Source organism: Sinorhizobium meliloti (genome assembly GCF_017876815.1).
GTDB classification, from domain to species: domain Bacteria; phylum Pseudomonadota; class Alphaproteobacteria; order Rhizobiales; family Rhizobiaceae; genus Sinorhizobium; species Sinorhizobium meliloti.
In genome coordinates this window covers 554117-569176 of the sequence record NZ_JAGIOS010000001.1, presented here as the reverse complement: position 1 = coordinate 569176, position 15060 = coordinate 554117, and the positions used below count along the sequence as shown (strand labels likewise).

Below are 15060 nucleotides of genomic sequence, written 5' to 3'. Positions count from 1 at the left end.
TCCGGTATGTCCCCCCAATCAGTATTTCGTAGGGACAATGAATATGACGAGCATTCTCACCAACAACTCCGCAATGGCCGCGCTTTCGACGCTGCGCTCGATCTCTTCCAGCATGGAAGACACGCAGAGCCGCATCTCCTCCGGCCTTCGCGTCGGTTCGGCCTCCGACAACGCCGCCTACTGGTCGATTGCGACCACCATGCGCTCCGACAACCAGGCCCTTTCGGCCGTCCAGGACGCCCTCGGCCTCGGCGCCGCCAAGGTTGATACCGCCTATTCCGGTATGGAATCGGCGATCGAAGTCGTTAAGGAAATCAAGGCCAAGCTCGTAGCTGCCACCGAAGACGGCGTCGACAAGGCCAAGATCCAAGAAGAAATCACTCAGCTCAAGGACCAGCTGACGAGCATCGCCGACGCGGCTTCCTTCTCCGGTGAGAACTGGCTGCAGGCGGACCTCAGCGGCGGCGCCGTCACCAAGAGCGTCGTCGGCTCGTTCGTCCGTGACGCAAGCGGTTCCGTAGCCGTCAAGAAGGTCGATTACAGCCTCAATGCCAACTCGGTTCTCTTCGACACGGTCGGCGATACCGGCATTCTGGACAAGGTCTACAACGTCTCGCAGGCAAGCGTCACGCTGACGGTCAACACCAACGGCGTCGAATCGCAGCATACGGTTGCTGCCTATTCGCTGGAGTCCCTCACCGAAGCCGGTGCGGAGTTCCAGGGCAACTATGCTCTTCAGGGCGGTAACAGCTACGTCAAGGTCGAAAACGTCTGGGTTCGGGCTGAGACCGCTGCAACCGGCGCCACCGGTCAAGAAATCGCCGCCACCACGACGGCAGCTGGTACCATCACTGCAGACAGCTGGGTCGTCGATGTCGGCAACGCTCCTGCCGCCAACGTTTCGGCCGGCCAGTCGGTCGCGAACATCAACATCGTCGGAATGGGTGCAGCTGCGCTCGATGCCCTGATCAGCGGTGTCGACGCCGCTTTGACAGACATGACCAGCGCTGCCGCCTCGCTCGGCTCCATCTCCTCGCGCATCGACCTGCAGAGCGAATTCGTCAACAAGCTCTCGGACTCGATCGAGTCGGGCGTCGGCCGTCTCGTCGACGCGGACATGAACGAGGAGTCGACCCGCCTCAAGGCCCTGCAGACCCAGCAGCAGCTCGCCATCCAGGCCCTGTCGATCGCCAACTCGGACTCGCAGAACGTCCTGTCGCTCTTCCGCTAAGAAGATATGCAATAGCCGGATGCAGGCAAGCTTTTGCCTGCGTCCGCTTCCTTCGAACCGCGCCCGGAGATCGAGCGCGGTTTTTTGCATTGTCTCGTCGCGAAGTCGTGCTTCACCATTTCTTAAACATGCTATGGCACGCGCGCACGCGCATGGGTTGAAAAATTTACGCAAAATCTCTCTCGCGCTTAGTGCTTCATTAACCAACCTGAGATTATCTAGACCCATCGAAAGGACGGGCTAACTTCAGCAATAACAGCTGGTTAGCAAGCATGACGTTGACCGTCTTTCGCCGGTGGAACCGGAATGTCCCTTCTCATCAGCCATCAAGGGGCACTAAACCATGACGAGCATTCTCACTAACATTGCGGCAATGGCCGCTCTCCAGACCCTGCGCACCATCGGCTCCAACATGGAAGAGACGCAGGCGCATGTCTCCTCCGGTCTGCGCGTCGGCCAGGCCGCTGACAACGCCGCCTACTGGTCGATCGCGACCACCATGCGCTCCGATAACATGGCCCTTTCGGCCGTACAGGACGCCCTCGGCCTCGGCGCTGCCAAGGTTGATACCGCCTATTCCGGTATGGAATCGGCCATCGAAGTCGTGAAGGAAATCAAGAAAAAACTCGTTGCCGCTACCGAAGACGGCGTCGACAAGGCCAAGATCCAGGAAGAAATCGATCAGCTCAAGGATCAGCTGACGAGCATTTCCGAGGCCGCTTCGTTCTCGGGCGAAAACTGGCTGCAGGCGGACCTCAGCGGAGGCGCCGTCACCAAGAGCGTCGTCGGCTCGTTCGTCCGTGACGCAAGCGGCGCCGTGTCCGTGAAGAAGGTCGACTACAGCCTCAACACCAACTCGGTTCTGTTTGATACGGTGGGTAACACCGGCATCCTGGACAAGGTCTACAACGTCTCGCAGGCAAGTGTCACGCTGACGATCAACACGAACGGTGTCGCATCCCAGCACACGGTTGCTGCCTATTCGCTGGAATCCCTTACCCAGGCCGGCGCGGAATTCCAGGGCAACTACGCTCTTCAGGGCGGTAACAGCTACGTCAAGGTCGACAACGTCTGGGTTCGGGCTGAAACGGCCGCAACCGGTGCCACCGGTCAGGAGCTTGCCGCCACCACGACGGCAGCTGGTACCATCACCGCAGACAGCTGGGTCGTCGATGTCGGCAACGCCCCTGCCGCCAACGTTTCGGCCGGGCAGTCCGTTGCCGGAATCAACATCGTCGGAATGGGTGCAGCTGCGCTCGATGCCCTGATCAGCGGTGTCGACGCCGCGTTGACGGACATGACGAGCGCGGCCGCCGACCTCGGCTCGATCGCCATGCGTATCGACCTGCAGAGCGATTTCGTCAACAAGCTTTCGGACTCGATCGATTCGGGCGTCGGCCGTCTCGTCGACGCGGACATGAACGAAGAATCGACCCGCCTGAAGGCCCTGCAGACCCAGCAGCAGCTCGCCATCCAGTCGCTGTCGATCGCCAACTCGGCTTCGGAAAACGTCCTCACGCTCTTCCGCTAATCAGACTCGGAAAGGTGGTCGCGAATTGAGCGACTGCCACCCTGTTCGAACCTTCAAAGGGGCCGCGCTCATCAAGCGTGGCCCCTTCCTCGTTGTGCGCCCGGCATGGGCGCATTCCTGCGGGTGGAAGTCCCGCCACGAGCTGGTCACAGCGAGTGAAGTGAAGCGCAACTGCGTGAGGGTGACCGAGCGTGGGGAGGAAGCGTGGAGCGTAAACCGCGTGCCGATGAACAAGAACCGGATATGAGGCGGTGCCGACCAGGGCGAGCGGGCCATGAACCGCGAAGCTCTCGTGACCAAGGGGCGGCGGCGTAGATCCGGCGGTAGTGCGGTGAAGGAATGCGTTCTTACCCGGGGAGATCTCGCCTTGCGCCTGAAAGGGCGACGGTGTCGAGCCGGAGCGAGAAGTCAGCAGAGGTCGTAGTAGCCGTATCCGCGGCGAAGGACCGAACGAAGAGGAGTGCTTGAGGCATAGCGATGCAGGAAGCCAGGCATCAGATGCCCGCGAGAGCGGGGCGGTCCGGGAGGAGACAGGGTGAAGCCCTGTCTGAACCGGGCAGCGATGAAGCGACCTGCCCGCGCTGTGACGCGCAGAGCACAGGGCCGGGGCTGCTGGAAGCGGCCCTGGCGCGCGAGAACCTGCAAAGAGCCTGGAAACGGGTGAAGGCCAACAAGGGCGCGGCTGGTGCGGACGGTCTGTCCATCGAGGCGACCGCGGCTCATCTGCGCACGTCGTGGCCTGGCATCCGCGAACGGGTTCTGGCGAGAACGTACCGGCCGATGCCGGTGCGACGGGTGACGATCCCGAAACCGGATGGCGGCGAGCGCGAGCTCGGCATCCCGACGGTGACGGATCGCTTGATCCAGCAGGCGCTGCTGCAAGTGCTGCAGCCGCTCCTTGATCCCGCTTTCAGCGAGCACAGCCACGGCTTCCGTCCGGGCCGCAGTGCGCATGGGGCCGTGCTTGCGGCGCAATCCCTTGTGCAATCGGGCCGGCGAATTGTCGTGGACGTCGACCTGGAGAAGTTCTTCGACCGGGTCAACCACGACATCCTGATCGACCGCCTCAGCAAACGGATATCGGACAAGCGGGTTATCCGCCTGATCCGGGCCTATCTGAACAGCGGCATCATGGACCATGGCGTGGTCCAGGAGCGGGTGATGGGCACGCCGCAAGGCGGGCCGCTGTCGCCGCTTCTGGCCAATGTGCTGCTCGATGAGGTGGATAAGGAACTGGAACGCCGGGGCCATTGCTTCGTGCGCTATGCGGACGACTGCAACGTTTACGTTGGCAGCCGCAAGGCGGCGAACGGGTCATGGCGCTTCTGCGGCGGCTTTACTGACGGCTGCACCTGACGATCAACGAGGGTAAGAGCGCGGTTACCAGTGTGTTTGGCCGCAAGTTCCTCGGCTTCAGCTTCTGGCGGGGCCGGGATGGCGCGGTCAAGCGCAGGGTGGCCGACAAGCCGCTCAAGGCGTTCAAGCGCCGCGTCCGGCAACTGACCCGCCGTTCGGGCGGGCGCAGCATGGCGGAAATGGCCGAGCGCCTGCGCGTCTATGTTCTGGGTTGGAAAGCCTACTTCCGGCTGGCACAAACTCCAAGGCACTTCAAGGAGCTGGAGGAGTGGATGCGTCACCGGGTGCGAGCGACCCAGCTCAAGCACTGGAAGCGTGGCAAGACCACCTACAAGGCCCTGCTTGCCAAGGGCGCCAAGCCCGAAGTGGCACGGCAGGTCGCGGCCAACAGCCGCAGATGGTGGCGCAACAGCGGCATGTTGCTCAATTCGGTCCTAACCCTCAGGTGGATGGATGCCCTCCGTATCCCCCGCCTCGCCTGACCTCAACTCTTCGAACCGCCCGGTGCGGACCCGCATGCCGGGTGGTGTGGCAGGGGCGCGGTCATAACGACCGCCCCCTATGCCGATCCATCGGCGAATAGCCGTTTAACCTTTGTTAACCATAACTGCGCTAACTGGGCTCAACGCAACGAACGGTTAACCAAGACGAAGAAGGGGTTAACGGCATGATGCCTCGCGTTCGTTCCCCCGGGGCAGCCGGGATGTCCCTTTCCAACTAGCCATTCAAAGGGGCCCGTAATGACCAGCATTCTCACCAATGTTGCAGCGATGGCTGCACTCCAGACCCTGCGCGGTATCGACTCCAACATGGAGGAAACGCAGGCTCGCGTGTCCTCGGGCCTCCGCGTCGGCACGGCTTCGGATAACGCTGCCTACTGGTCGATCGCCACCACGATGCGATCGGACAACATGGCGCTTTCCGCCGTTCAGGATGCCCTGGGTCTCGGTGCGGCCAAGGTCGACACGGCCTATGCCGGGATGGAGAATGCCGTCGAGGTGGTGAAGGAAATTCGCGCCAAGCTCGTCGCTGCCACCGAAGACGGTGTCGATAAGGCCAAGATTCAGGAAGAGATCGAACAGCTCAAGCAACAGCTGACGAGCATAGCAACGGCCGCTTCCTTCAGTGGCGAGAACTGGCTCCAGGCGGATCTAACTGCGCCCGTCACGAAGAGCGTTGTCGGTTCTTTCGTCCGCGATTCCTCGGGCGTCGTGTCCGTAAAGACGATCGACTATGTTCTCGACGGCAACTCCGTCCTCTTCGATACCGTTGGCAACAACGGGATTCTGGACAAGGTTTATGATGTCTCCGAGTCCAGCGTCACGCTTTCGATCAACACCGGCGGCGTCGTATCCGAGCATACGGTGGCGGCCTACACCGTTGACGACCTCATCGCCGGCGGCGCGGTATTCCAGGGCAACTACGCCCTTGCCGGAGGTGTGAACTATGTAAAGGTTGAGGGCGTTTGGGTCGAAGCGGTTGCATCATCCGGTGCACCGGGTCAGGAAGTCGCTGCCGTGACGACCGCTGCAGCACCCATCACCGCCGATTCCTGGGCCGTAGACACAACCGCCGGCCCGGCTGCCAGCGTACCTGCACCTGCCTCGATCGAGAATATCGACATCACCAACGCCGCGCAGGCAGCAAACCTCGACGCGCTGATCAGGGGCGTCGACGAAGCGCTCGAGGATCTGATCAGCGCCACATCGGCGCTGGGCTCGATTTCCATGCGCATCGGCATGCAGGAAGAGTTCGTATCGAAGCTCACCGACTCGATCGACTCGGGCATCGGCCGCCTTGTCGACGCCGACATGAACGAAGAATCGACCAGGCTCAAGGCACTGCAGACACAGCAGCAGCTTGCCATCCAGTCGCTGTCGATCGCCAACACCAATTCGGAAAACATCCTCCAGCTCTTCCGTCAGTAAGCGGCGCCCCGGCTAGGGGGCGGCTTCGTCCCGCTCTGAAGGAGAACAACCCGCGGTCCTGGAAGGGGCTGCGGGTTTTCGTATAGAGCTTGCGCCAGGCTGGCCGCTTTAACGAATTCTTCACCTTGATTACCGACTCGTTGACGCCGTTAACTTCTTCTTAACCATTTCCGTTAATGGTTCGTTAAGAACGGCGGTCTGTCACCCAGGGCAAAAAGGTGTTAGCGCGCATGACGCCTCACCGTCGTAGCCGGCTTTCCGGAATGGTCCGATTTCCCCAACCAGGGCAGCATAGCGCCCCAGGGTGACCACCAATGACCAGCATCATGACCAACCCCGCCGCCATGGCAGCGTTGCAGACATTGCGCGCGATCAACCATAATCTCGAGACGACTCAGGGCCGCATCTCCTCCGGCTTTCGCGTGGAAACCGCGGCCGACAATGCCGCCTATTGGTCCATCGCAACCACGATGCGGTCGGACAATGCCGCGTTGTCGACGGTCCACGACGCCTTGGGCCTCGGCGCCGCCAAGGTCGATACGTTCTATTCGGCGATGGATACGGTCATCGACGTGATGACCGAGATCAAGGCCAAGCTCGTCGCGGCAAGCGAGCCGGGCGTCGACAAGGATAAGATCAATAAGGAAGTGGCCGAGCTCAAGAGCCAGTTGAACTCGGCCGCGCAGTCCGCCTCCTTCTCCGGCGAGAACTGGCTCTATAACGGTGCTGCTGCAGCACTGGGCACCAAATCGATCGTCGCCTCCTTCAACCGCAGCGCCGACGGCAGCGTTACCGTGTCGACGCTCAATTACGACACCGCCAAGTCCGTTCTGATCGATGTTACCGATCCAAGCCGCGGCATGCTCACCAAGGCCGTGGACGCGGACGCGCTTCAATCCACTCCGACCGGCACGGCCCGCAATTACTATCTCATCGATGCAGGCGCAGCTCCCGGGGGCGCGACCGAGATCGAGATCGACAACGCAACGACCGGTGCGCAGCTGGGCGACATGATCAGCGTCGTCGACGAGCTCATCAGTCAGCTGACCGACTCCGCCGCCACGCTCGGTGCGATCACCAGCCGCATCGAGATGCAGGAAAGCTTCGTCGCCAATCTGATGGATGTGATCGACAAAGGCGTCGGGCGTCTCGTCGATGCCGACATGAACGAGGAATCGACACGGCTGAAGGCACTGCAGACGCAGCAGCAGCTCGGCATCCAGTCGCTGTCGATCGCCAACACCACCTCCGAGAACATCCTCCGCCTGTTCCAGGAGTAAGGACAACGCTTTCCGCCGTGCCGCCGGTCATCGGCATCGGTCGGAGAAAGGTTGGACCGCGCTGTTGCCCTGGCGCGGTCCAACACCTTCGCACAAGTTTGACCGGATAGCCTTCCTTCGCAGTCATATTCGAAATTGCCGGCCGGAAACCATTCCGGCTGCCGCTTGCATCGCGCTTTCGCCTTCCGCGAAGCGCTGCAGAATCAAGAATGCTGGTCCGTCGCTATTCGGGCGAACGGGCCGAAGGAGACGGTCAAGACGTGTCGGGCTCTATGGATTTCCGGGCCGCAAGCGAGCCTTCGCAGATGCGGCTGGCAATATCGGCCTTCGCCGGGGTGAGCCGGGAGGCGTGCCGATGAGCGCGTCGCTGTCCCGCTATCTCAAGGACTTCAGCCCGCCGAAGATCGAGCTCACGCGGATGCCGCCGAGATATTTTCCGGACCTCGACACCGGCCTTTCGGAGAACCGTGCCGGTGCGAGGCCGGCCATGCCCGAGATCGATATCGACGCCGAGCGCCGCGAAGCCTTTGCGCAGGGACGTGCCGAGGCCAGCGCCGAACTCGCTCTCGAGCATCAGAAAGAGATCGCCGATCTCAAGGCGCGCCATGCAGAAGAGATCGACGCCCTGAAGCAGCGCCTCGAGGAACAGGCAGCCGCCAGGATCGCCGCCGGTTTCGGCGAAATGGCGGATCGGCTGGCGCTCGCGCTCGGCGACCAGGCGGCGCGCGTCCTTGCTCCGGTCATGGACGAGGCGCTCGCCAAGCGCGCGGTCGAGAACCTGGCCGGCATGGTCCGGCACGGCCTCGCTGCCGGCGAAGGGATCGCGATTACGGTGCGGGGGCCGCTTGCGCTTTTCGAAGCATTGAAAGCCCTCTTACCCGAAACGGCCGCGTTCCGTCACGTCGAAAGCGGTGACGTCGACCTGACCGTCGAAATGGGCGAGGCGATACTCGTGACGCGAATGGCTGCGTGGTCCGATACTGTTCGCAAGGTTCTGGCATGAACGACGAGAGCAATCACAACGGCAAGAACGAAATCATCATCGTCCGGCGTTCGGCAGACAGCCACGACGGCCATCACGGCGGCGGGTGGAAGATCGCCTATGCCGACTTCATGACGGCGATGATGGCCTTCTTCCTCGTCATGTGGCTGATCAACGCCGCGAACGAGGAGACCAAGGCGGCGATCGCCGCCTATTTCAATCCGGTGCAATTGACCGATCAGAAGCCGGCCGAGAAGGGCCTCAAGGATCCTGCCAAGGATGCGCAGGGCGAACAGACGCAGCAGCGCTCCAAGGTTGACGGCGAACAGACGAAGTCGGGCGGTTCGGCCAAGACCGGCGATCAGCTGACGGCGACCTCGGGCGAAGAGACCAAATATTCCGACGCCGACTTCTTCGAAAATCCCTACTCGGTCCTGTCCGAAATCGCGCGCGAAGTGGGTCACGAGGCGAATATCAGCGTCAAGGGCGACGGCGGCGCGGCCCAGTCCGGCCCTTCAACCGGCGCCGCCGGCGGCGAAGCGTATCGCGATCCCTTCGACCCGGACTTCTGGACCAAGCAGGTCGAGGTGAAGGACGCAGGCAACACGGCCGAAAGCGAGGTGGCGTCAGCGGCAAACAGCGCCCGCGAAGCGGCTTCCGCGCCGGAAGTGCCGGATAAGGCAGAGGGCGCAAAGGCCGCGGACGCACCCGAGAACCAAGCGCCGGCTGAAAATCCGCAGAAGGAAGCCGAAGCCCTGAAGGCCGAAATCGAAAAGGAACTCGGCGGCGAGGCCGGGCGGCTCCTTGAAGGCCTGGCGGTAACCCCGGCCGAGGGCGGCCTTCTGGTGACGATCAGCGAGCAGACGGATGCGCCGATGTTCGCGGTCGGATCCGCCGTGCCGCAAAAGGAGCTGGTGCTCGCGATGGAGAAGATCGGCAGGCTGCTCGCCGAGCGCCCGGGCGCCGTGGCGGTTCGCGGTCATACCGATGGACGGCCGTTCAAGGATGGCACCTACGACAATTGGCGCCTTTCGGCGGCACGCGCCCAGAGCGCCTATTACATGCTCGTGCGCGGCGGCCTGGAGGAAGAGCGCGTGAAGCAGATCAGCGGTTTTGCCGACCGCCGACTCCAGGTGCCGAACGATGCCTATGCGCCTGCGAACCGGCGCATCGAAATCCTGCTGCAGTCGGGCCAGGGCTGAGAAATGCTGAAGCGGCTCTGCACCCTTCTTGCGGCGTCGGCCCTTGCCGCTCCCCTCGCTCTCGGCCTTGCCCGCGCTAACGGGACGGAGGAGCTCACGCCTTACAAGATGATAAGGTCGCTGCAATATGTGCAGGATTCGGTGGTGCTCGGCGACCATTCGGCGATCGAGATGCAGCGCTTCATGCTCGGCGCGATCGACGAGCGGCTGAGAGCCGCCGATCCCTCGGCGTTTCGCGATCCGCGCAATGTCGATGCGGCTCTCGTCTATGTCATGAGCGGCGGCAATCCGGCGACGCTCGACCTTCTGGCCGACCGCGACATCGAGGGCAATTTCGACTCGCGGGTAACCGATGCGCTCAGGCAATATCTGAACGGCAAGGGCCCTTTGATCGTCGAGAATCTCACCAAGGCCGCCCCGGAATACAAGAATTCCCGCATCGGCCCGTATCTGTTCCTGATCCTCGGTAACGCCATGTCGCAGCAGGACCCGATCGAGGCGATGAAACATTACGATTGGGCGCGCCTGACGGCACCGGGCACCATAATCGAGGAGGCTGCCCTTCGCCGTTCGGTCTCGCTGGCGGCGGGGGCCGGCCTTCCGGAGAAGGGCTTTCGCTATGCGCTGAACTACGCGCGGCGCTACCTGACGTCACCCTATGCGAGCCAGTTTGCCGATGTCTTCGTCGAGCTGGCGGTCGCCCATTTCGACGAGGCGGCCGATGGGCGCGTCTCGGAGATACTCTCCTTCATGGACAGCGCGCGCCAGCGCGAGGTCTATCTCAGGGTGGCGCGCCGCGCCGCGATTGCCGGCAACCAGGCCCTGGCGCGGCTGGCGTCCAGGCGCGCCGAGGAACTGGCAGGGGATGACAGTTCCCGATCGCAAGTGCTTGCGAGCTTCTACGAGGGGCTGGCGGCCGTGCCGTCCGCGGATGTCTTTTCGGCCGCCGAAGCCCTCGAAGCGATCCCCGACGAAAAGCTGTCGCCGCGCGACCGCGCCCTGCGCGAGGCGGCCAAGGCCGTTGCCGATGCGGTGGTCCGGCCACCATTCGGAGAAAGCCCGGCGCAAGCACCCGCGCCTATAGCGGAAAGACCGGCCGGGGAGCAAAGCGAGTTGGCTGCGGAGGAAAGCGGAAGCGGCATGAGCCCATTCGGCCAGCCGGTCGAGGCGTCGCCCGGCAGGCCATCCGAGATGACGGCCGAAGCCGATGCCGCCGCTTCAGACGATCCGGCTCTCGACGGCTTTCTTGCCAGCGGTCGTTCGAAGATCGACGAGATCGATGCGCTGCTGAAGAGGGAAGGACAATGAGGCCTCTTGACGAGAATTTGCGCACATCCGCCGCCAGCAGGCCGGCACAGTCGCTGAGTGTTCGGGGTCAGCCGGAGGCGGAATCCGGAGCGTTTGGCGAGGCGATCGCCGACGCAGGCCGCCGCAGGACGCAGGGGCAAGGCGGCCGGACATCTGCTGATGACCCGCGACGGGACTCCGTCGCGAACGGCGGTAACGCCTCGGCGGTGCCGAAGGCCGACGGCTTTGGCGCGGACGTTCCGGCATCCATGGCGGATGCTGCATCACCCGACGCTCGACCCGCCTCCGAGCGCGCGATCACCACACGGGACCAGGCGGCGAAACGATTGCAGCACGGCCACCCTGCCGGCACGACGCCTCTGTCGCTCGGCCGCGATGGTGCCGGCGAGGAAACGGCCGAGCCGGTGGAACCGGCGGCAGCCCACTCGCGCGAAACAGTGCATGCCTTGCGCGACGCCATAGACGAAGCGTCGGGTATGACGGCGACGGAAGGTGACGAGAATGCCGAGCCTGTCGGCGGGACCGTCTCCGATCTCCTGTCGATGCTTACAGGCGCCGCACCGGCGGTGGCCGCGGCTTTGCAGCCGGAAGGCAGGGCAAAGCCCGCCTCGGCGGTTCGAGACGGCTCCGACGGTCCGGCAAAGGCTGTAGGCGGCATATCTCCGGACGTGGCGGACGGCGCGCATCCGCAGACCGGGGATGGGACCGGCGGCAGCGAGCCGGATCGGCTTTTCCGCTTCGCCCGTGCCGACGGCAAGGGGCAGGTCGTTTCCATGAGCATTTCCCGGGATGGCGAGCGGGCCGTCGTGGAGAACAGCCGATCGTCGGTCAAACCCGGAGTGGAGACCGTGACCGTCCTGGAGGCGCGCCGCTATCTCGGCCTTGCGGTCAACGAGAACGCCACGTCGGTGACGACCGCGATCGCCGGCGATAGCGGATGGGCCGAGGCATTGCAGTCGAGCGCCGCGACGACGAAGCCCGAAGCCTGGAGCCAGGCCGGCAAGACGCTCAATACGCTGAAGATCCAGATGCACCCGGTCGACCTCGGCATGGTGACGGCGACGCTGAGGCTGAAGGACGACGAGCTGCAGGTCGATCTGAAGGTCGAAACCGGTGAGGCCTTCCGCCAGTTGCGCGACGATCAGAGCGAAATGGTGAAGGCCCTGCGGGCGCAAGGATTTGCGGTCGACCAGGTGAACATCGTCTTCAACGGCGGCGGAGATTCCGCAAGTGGCGGCGGCGGACAGTCCCAGGCTCAGGCACAGCTCGGTTACGAGGGCCGCGAGCGGGCAGGTGATGATGGCCAGGGGCGTCAGCCGCGGGATGGCGGCCGGGCGGCGACGGAAAGGTGGGCGGGCAATGATGCTACGGACGATGTGCCTGACGGTGCTGAGCGTTCTCGCGCTGGCCACGTCTACATGTAGCGCCCTTGCGAGCGCAGGCGTCTGCGAACGCGAGATCGCATCCGCCGCCTCCAAATACGGCGTCCCGACCGGGATTCTCTATTCCGTCGGATTGACCGAGACGGGTCGAAAGGGATCCCTGCAGCCCTATGCGATGAACATCGAAGGCAAGGCCTATTTCGGGCAAAGCGTCCAGGATGTCCTCGCGCGTTTCGGCGCGGCGCGTGCCGAGGGCGCCAAGCTCATCGATCTCGGCTGCATGCAGATCAACTACCACTTTCACGGCGAACATTTCAGCTCTCCCGAGGAGATGCTCGACCCGCGCAGGAATGTCGAATATGCGGCCCGCTTCCTGTCCAATCTGCGCGCCCGGCACGAGAGTTGGACGATGGCGGTCGCTCGCTATCACGCCGGCCCCAACAACGATCCGGCGCAGAAGAAATACGTCTGCCGCGTCATCGCAAACCTGGTCGCAACCGGCTATGGCAAGTGGACGCCGAACGCGCAGCAGTTTTGCCGATGACCGACTTGCGGTTGCATTGCCGCAGCGGCTGTCTCATTGTGGCGACAATGCGGACAGATTGTGATCGCAAGCGATTTCAGCATCTCGCGTTAACTTTTCAACATCATGTTAGTGGTAAGGTTAACGATCACCCACTAGATATAGGCCAAATCGGCACGCAATTCTTAATCAACTATTAAAATCCCCCATTAACTTCCTCTAGTTGTTCCCGATTCCCGGGATTCGTACCTCTATATCAATGTGGCATCCATACTGATTCGGAGGCGGGCGAATGATCGTGGTGGTTGATGATAGAGCTCTTGTGAAGGACGGCTATGCGTCGCTGTTCGGCCGCGAGGGCATTCCCTCGACGGGCTTCGATCCGAGGGAGTTCGGCGAGTGGGTAAGCTCCGCCGCCGATTCCGATATCGACGCTGTCGAAGCCTTCCTGATCGGGCAGGGGGAGAGCACTTTGACCCTGCCGCGCGCGATCCGGGATCGCTCCCGTGCCCCGGTCATCGCCATGAGCGACACGCCGTCGCTGGAAAACACGCTTGCGCTCTTCGACTGCGGTGTCGACGACGTGGTCCGCAAGCCGGTGCATCCGAGGGAAATCCTCGCACGCGTCGCAGCGATCCGCCGGCGTTTGACGGCCATCGCCAACTTCACGGATATCGGTCCCATCCGCGTTTTTGCCGACGGGCGCGATCCCGAGATCAACGGCGAAGTCTTCGCGCTTCCCCGTCGCGAACGACGTATCCTCGAATATCTCGTCGCCAACCGCGGGCGCCGGGTGTCCAAGTCGCAGATATTCAACGCGATCTACGGCATCTTCGACGAGGACGTCGAAGAGAATGTCGTCGAAAGCCACATCAGCAAGCTGCGCAAGAAACTGCGCAAGAAGCTCGGCTTCGACCCGATCGATTCCAAGCGTTTCCTTGGCTACTGCATCGACTGGAATTGAGCGCCGAAGGGCAGGGCGAGGATAGCTCAAGACAGGTTCACGCAAGGCCCGGTCCCTAGTGTCGCCGCAACAAGGAAATGAGGATCCGATATGAGTCTCTACGGTACCATGAGAACGGGCGTGTCCGGCATGAACGCCCAGTCCAACCGGCTCAGCACAGTCGCCGAGAACATCGCGAACGCCAACACCACCGGCTACAAGCGCGCGTCGACGGAATTCTCATCGATGATCCTGCCGTCGGGCAACGGATCCTATAATTCCGGCGGCGTGCAGACGGAGGTGCGGTACAGCATCTCGCAGCAGGGAGCGACGACCTTCACCACCTCGGCCAGCGACCTGGCGATCGACGGCGGTGGCTTCTTCATCGTCGAAGGCGCCAACGGCCAGGAATATCTGACCCGCGCCGGCTCCTTCGTTCCGGACAGCGAAGGCAATCTGGTCAATGCCTCCGGCTTCACTCTGATGGGCTACGAATACGAGGCCGGCGTCGACCCGACGGTCGTCGTCAACGGTTTCGATGGCCTGACCAGGGTCAATCTCGCTTCGGATGGGCTTATCGCGACCGGTTCGACCAAGGGCTCCATGGGCGCGAACCTGCCCTCGGGTGCTGCCGTGGGCGATGTTTCCACCACTTCGCTCGTCGTCTATGACAGCCAGGGCAATACCCGCATTCTGGATTTCAACTACGAGAAAACTGGCGCGAATGCGTGGTCCGTCGAGGTGGTCGACCGGACGTCGTCAACGGTCCTCGGTACACAGACGCTGAATTTCAACGCGGACGGATCCCTTACCGCGACCCCTGCCACATTGACGACATCGGCGATGACGGCCCTTCCCGGCACTGGCGCGAACCTCTCGGCCCTCACTATCGATCTGACGAAGACGACGCAGCTCGGCTACGCCTTCAACGCCGACGGCGGCAATATCGACGGCAATGCGCCGAGCAAGGTTGCCGGTTACCAGATCGACTCCGACGGCATCGTCTATGTCAAATACGAGAACGGCAAGCTCGATCCGCGCTATCGCATCGCGCTCGCCAATGTCCAGAGCCCGGACAAGCTGAAGCCGGAATCCGGTAACGTCTATTCGCAGGGCGTCGACTCCGGCGTCATCATCACCGGCTTCGCCGGCTCGGGCGATTTCGGCGAAATCCTCTCCGGCGCGCTCGAAAGCTCGAATGTCGATATCGCCGAGGAACTGACGGCGATGATCGAGTCGCAGCGCAACTACACGGCAAACTCCAAGGTCTTCCAGACCGGTTCGGAACTGCTCGAAGTTCTCGTCAATCTGAAGCGGTAATTCCAACTTCGAAACTACGCACTTCCGGACGTAAGGCCCATTACGGGCTCTTCCCGGGAGTGCTCTGAGAAAAC

13 protein-coding genes are annotated in these 15060 nt (G+C 62.7%); all 13 read left to right on the top strand.

Translation table 11 applies throughout. The features are described 5' to 3' along the window. Window positions 1-43: 43 nt before the first annotated feature. Window positions 44-1231, top strand: coding sequence for a flagellin N-terminal helical domain-containing protein (locus tag JOH52_RS02685; RefSeq protein ID WP_003529885.1), 1188 nt, complete (start codon window positions 44-46; stop codon window positions 1229-1231). Window positions 1232-1574: 343 nt separating this feature from the next. Then, complete coding sequence (locus JOH52_RS02680) at window positions 1575-2762, top strand: flagellin (protein WP_003529884.1); 1188 nt, start codon at window positions 1575-1577, stop codon at window positions 2760-2762. A 477-nt stretch (window positions 2763-3239) separates the two neighbouring features. After that, window positions 3240-4118 carry a group II intron reverse transcriptase/maturase gene (gene ltrA / locus JOH52_RS34970; RefSeq protein ID WP_014529010.1) on the top strand — a complete coding sequence of 293 codons (879 nt, stop codon included), beginning with the start codon at window positions 3240-3242 and terminating at the stop codon, window positions 4116-4118. Between the two features lie 32 nt (window positions 4119-4150). After that, a complete protein-coding gene (locus JOH52_RS34965; protein ID WP_014529011.1) occupies window positions 4151-4600 on the top strand; it encodes a group II intron maturase-specific domain-containing protein in 450 nt (149 codons plus the stop codon). A gap of 258 nt (window positions 4601-4858) precedes the next feature. Next, window positions 4859-6046, top strand: a complete 1188-nt coding sequence (locus tag JOH52_RS02670) for a flagellin (RefSeq protein WP_003529883.1) — start codon at window positions 4859-4861, stop codon at window positions 6044-6046. Window positions 6047-6360: 314 nt separating this feature from the next. Beyond that, on the top strand, window positions 6361-7326 hold the full coding sequence (locus JOH52_RS02665; protein ID WP_014529014.1) for a flagellin N-terminal helical domain-containing protein: 966 nt from the start codon (window positions 6361-6363) through the stop codon (window positions 7324-7326). Between the two features lie 355 nt (window positions 7327-7681). After that, window positions 7682-8329 carry a hypothetical protein gene (locus JOH52_RS02660; protein WP_014529015.1) on the top strand — a complete coding sequence of 216 codons (648 nt, stop codon included), beginning with the start codon at window positions 7682-7684 and terminating at the stop codon, window positions 8327-8329. Beyond that, window positions 8326-9510, top strand: coding sequence for a MotB family protein (locus JOH52_RS02655; RefSeq protein ID WP_014529016.1), 1185 nt, complete (start codon window positions 8326-8328; stop codon window positions 9508-9510). Before JOH52_RS02660 ends, JOH52_RS02655 begins: the two co-directional genes overlap by 4 nt. Window positions 9511-9513: 3 nt before the next feature. Beyond that, window positions 9514-10818, top strand: a complete 1305-nt coding sequence (gene motC, locus JOH52_RS02650; protein ID WP_014529017.1) for a chemotaxis protein MotC — start codon at window positions 9514-9516, stop codon at window positions 10816-10818. Further along, window positions 10815-12242: a flagellar hook-length control protein FliK gene (locus JOH52_RS02645; protein WP_014529018.1), complete on the top strand. Its 1428-nt coding sequence runs from the start codon at window positions 10815-10817 to the stop codon at window positions 12240-12242. Before motC ends, JOH52_RS02645 begins: the two co-directional genes overlap by 4 nt. Beyond that, window positions 12193-12744: a transglycosylase SLT domain-containing protein gene (locus JOH52_RS02640; protein ID WP_017266694.1), complete on the top strand. Its 552-nt coding sequence runs from the start codon at window positions 12193-12195 to the stop codon at window positions 12742-12744. Before JOH52_RS02645 ends, JOH52_RS02640 begins: the two co-directional genes overlap by 50 nt. Window positions 12745-13015: 271 nt before the next feature. Further along, window positions 13016-13687 carry a transcriptional activator Rem gene (gene rem, locus JOH52_RS02635; RefSeq protein ID WP_003529872.1) on the top strand — a complete coding sequence of 224 codons (672 nt, stop codon included), beginning with the start codon at window positions 13016-13018 and terminating at the stop codon, window positions 13685-13687. 90 nt (window positions 13688-13777) lie between these two features. Next, the gene (locus tag JOH52_RS02630) at window positions 13778-14986 is read left to right on the top strand and encodes a flagellar hook protein FlgE (RefSeq protein WP_014529020.1); all 1209 of its coding nucleotides are present in this window, start codon (window positions 13778-13780) and stop codon (window positions 14984-14986) included. Window positions 14987-15060 lie beyond the last annotated feature (74 nt).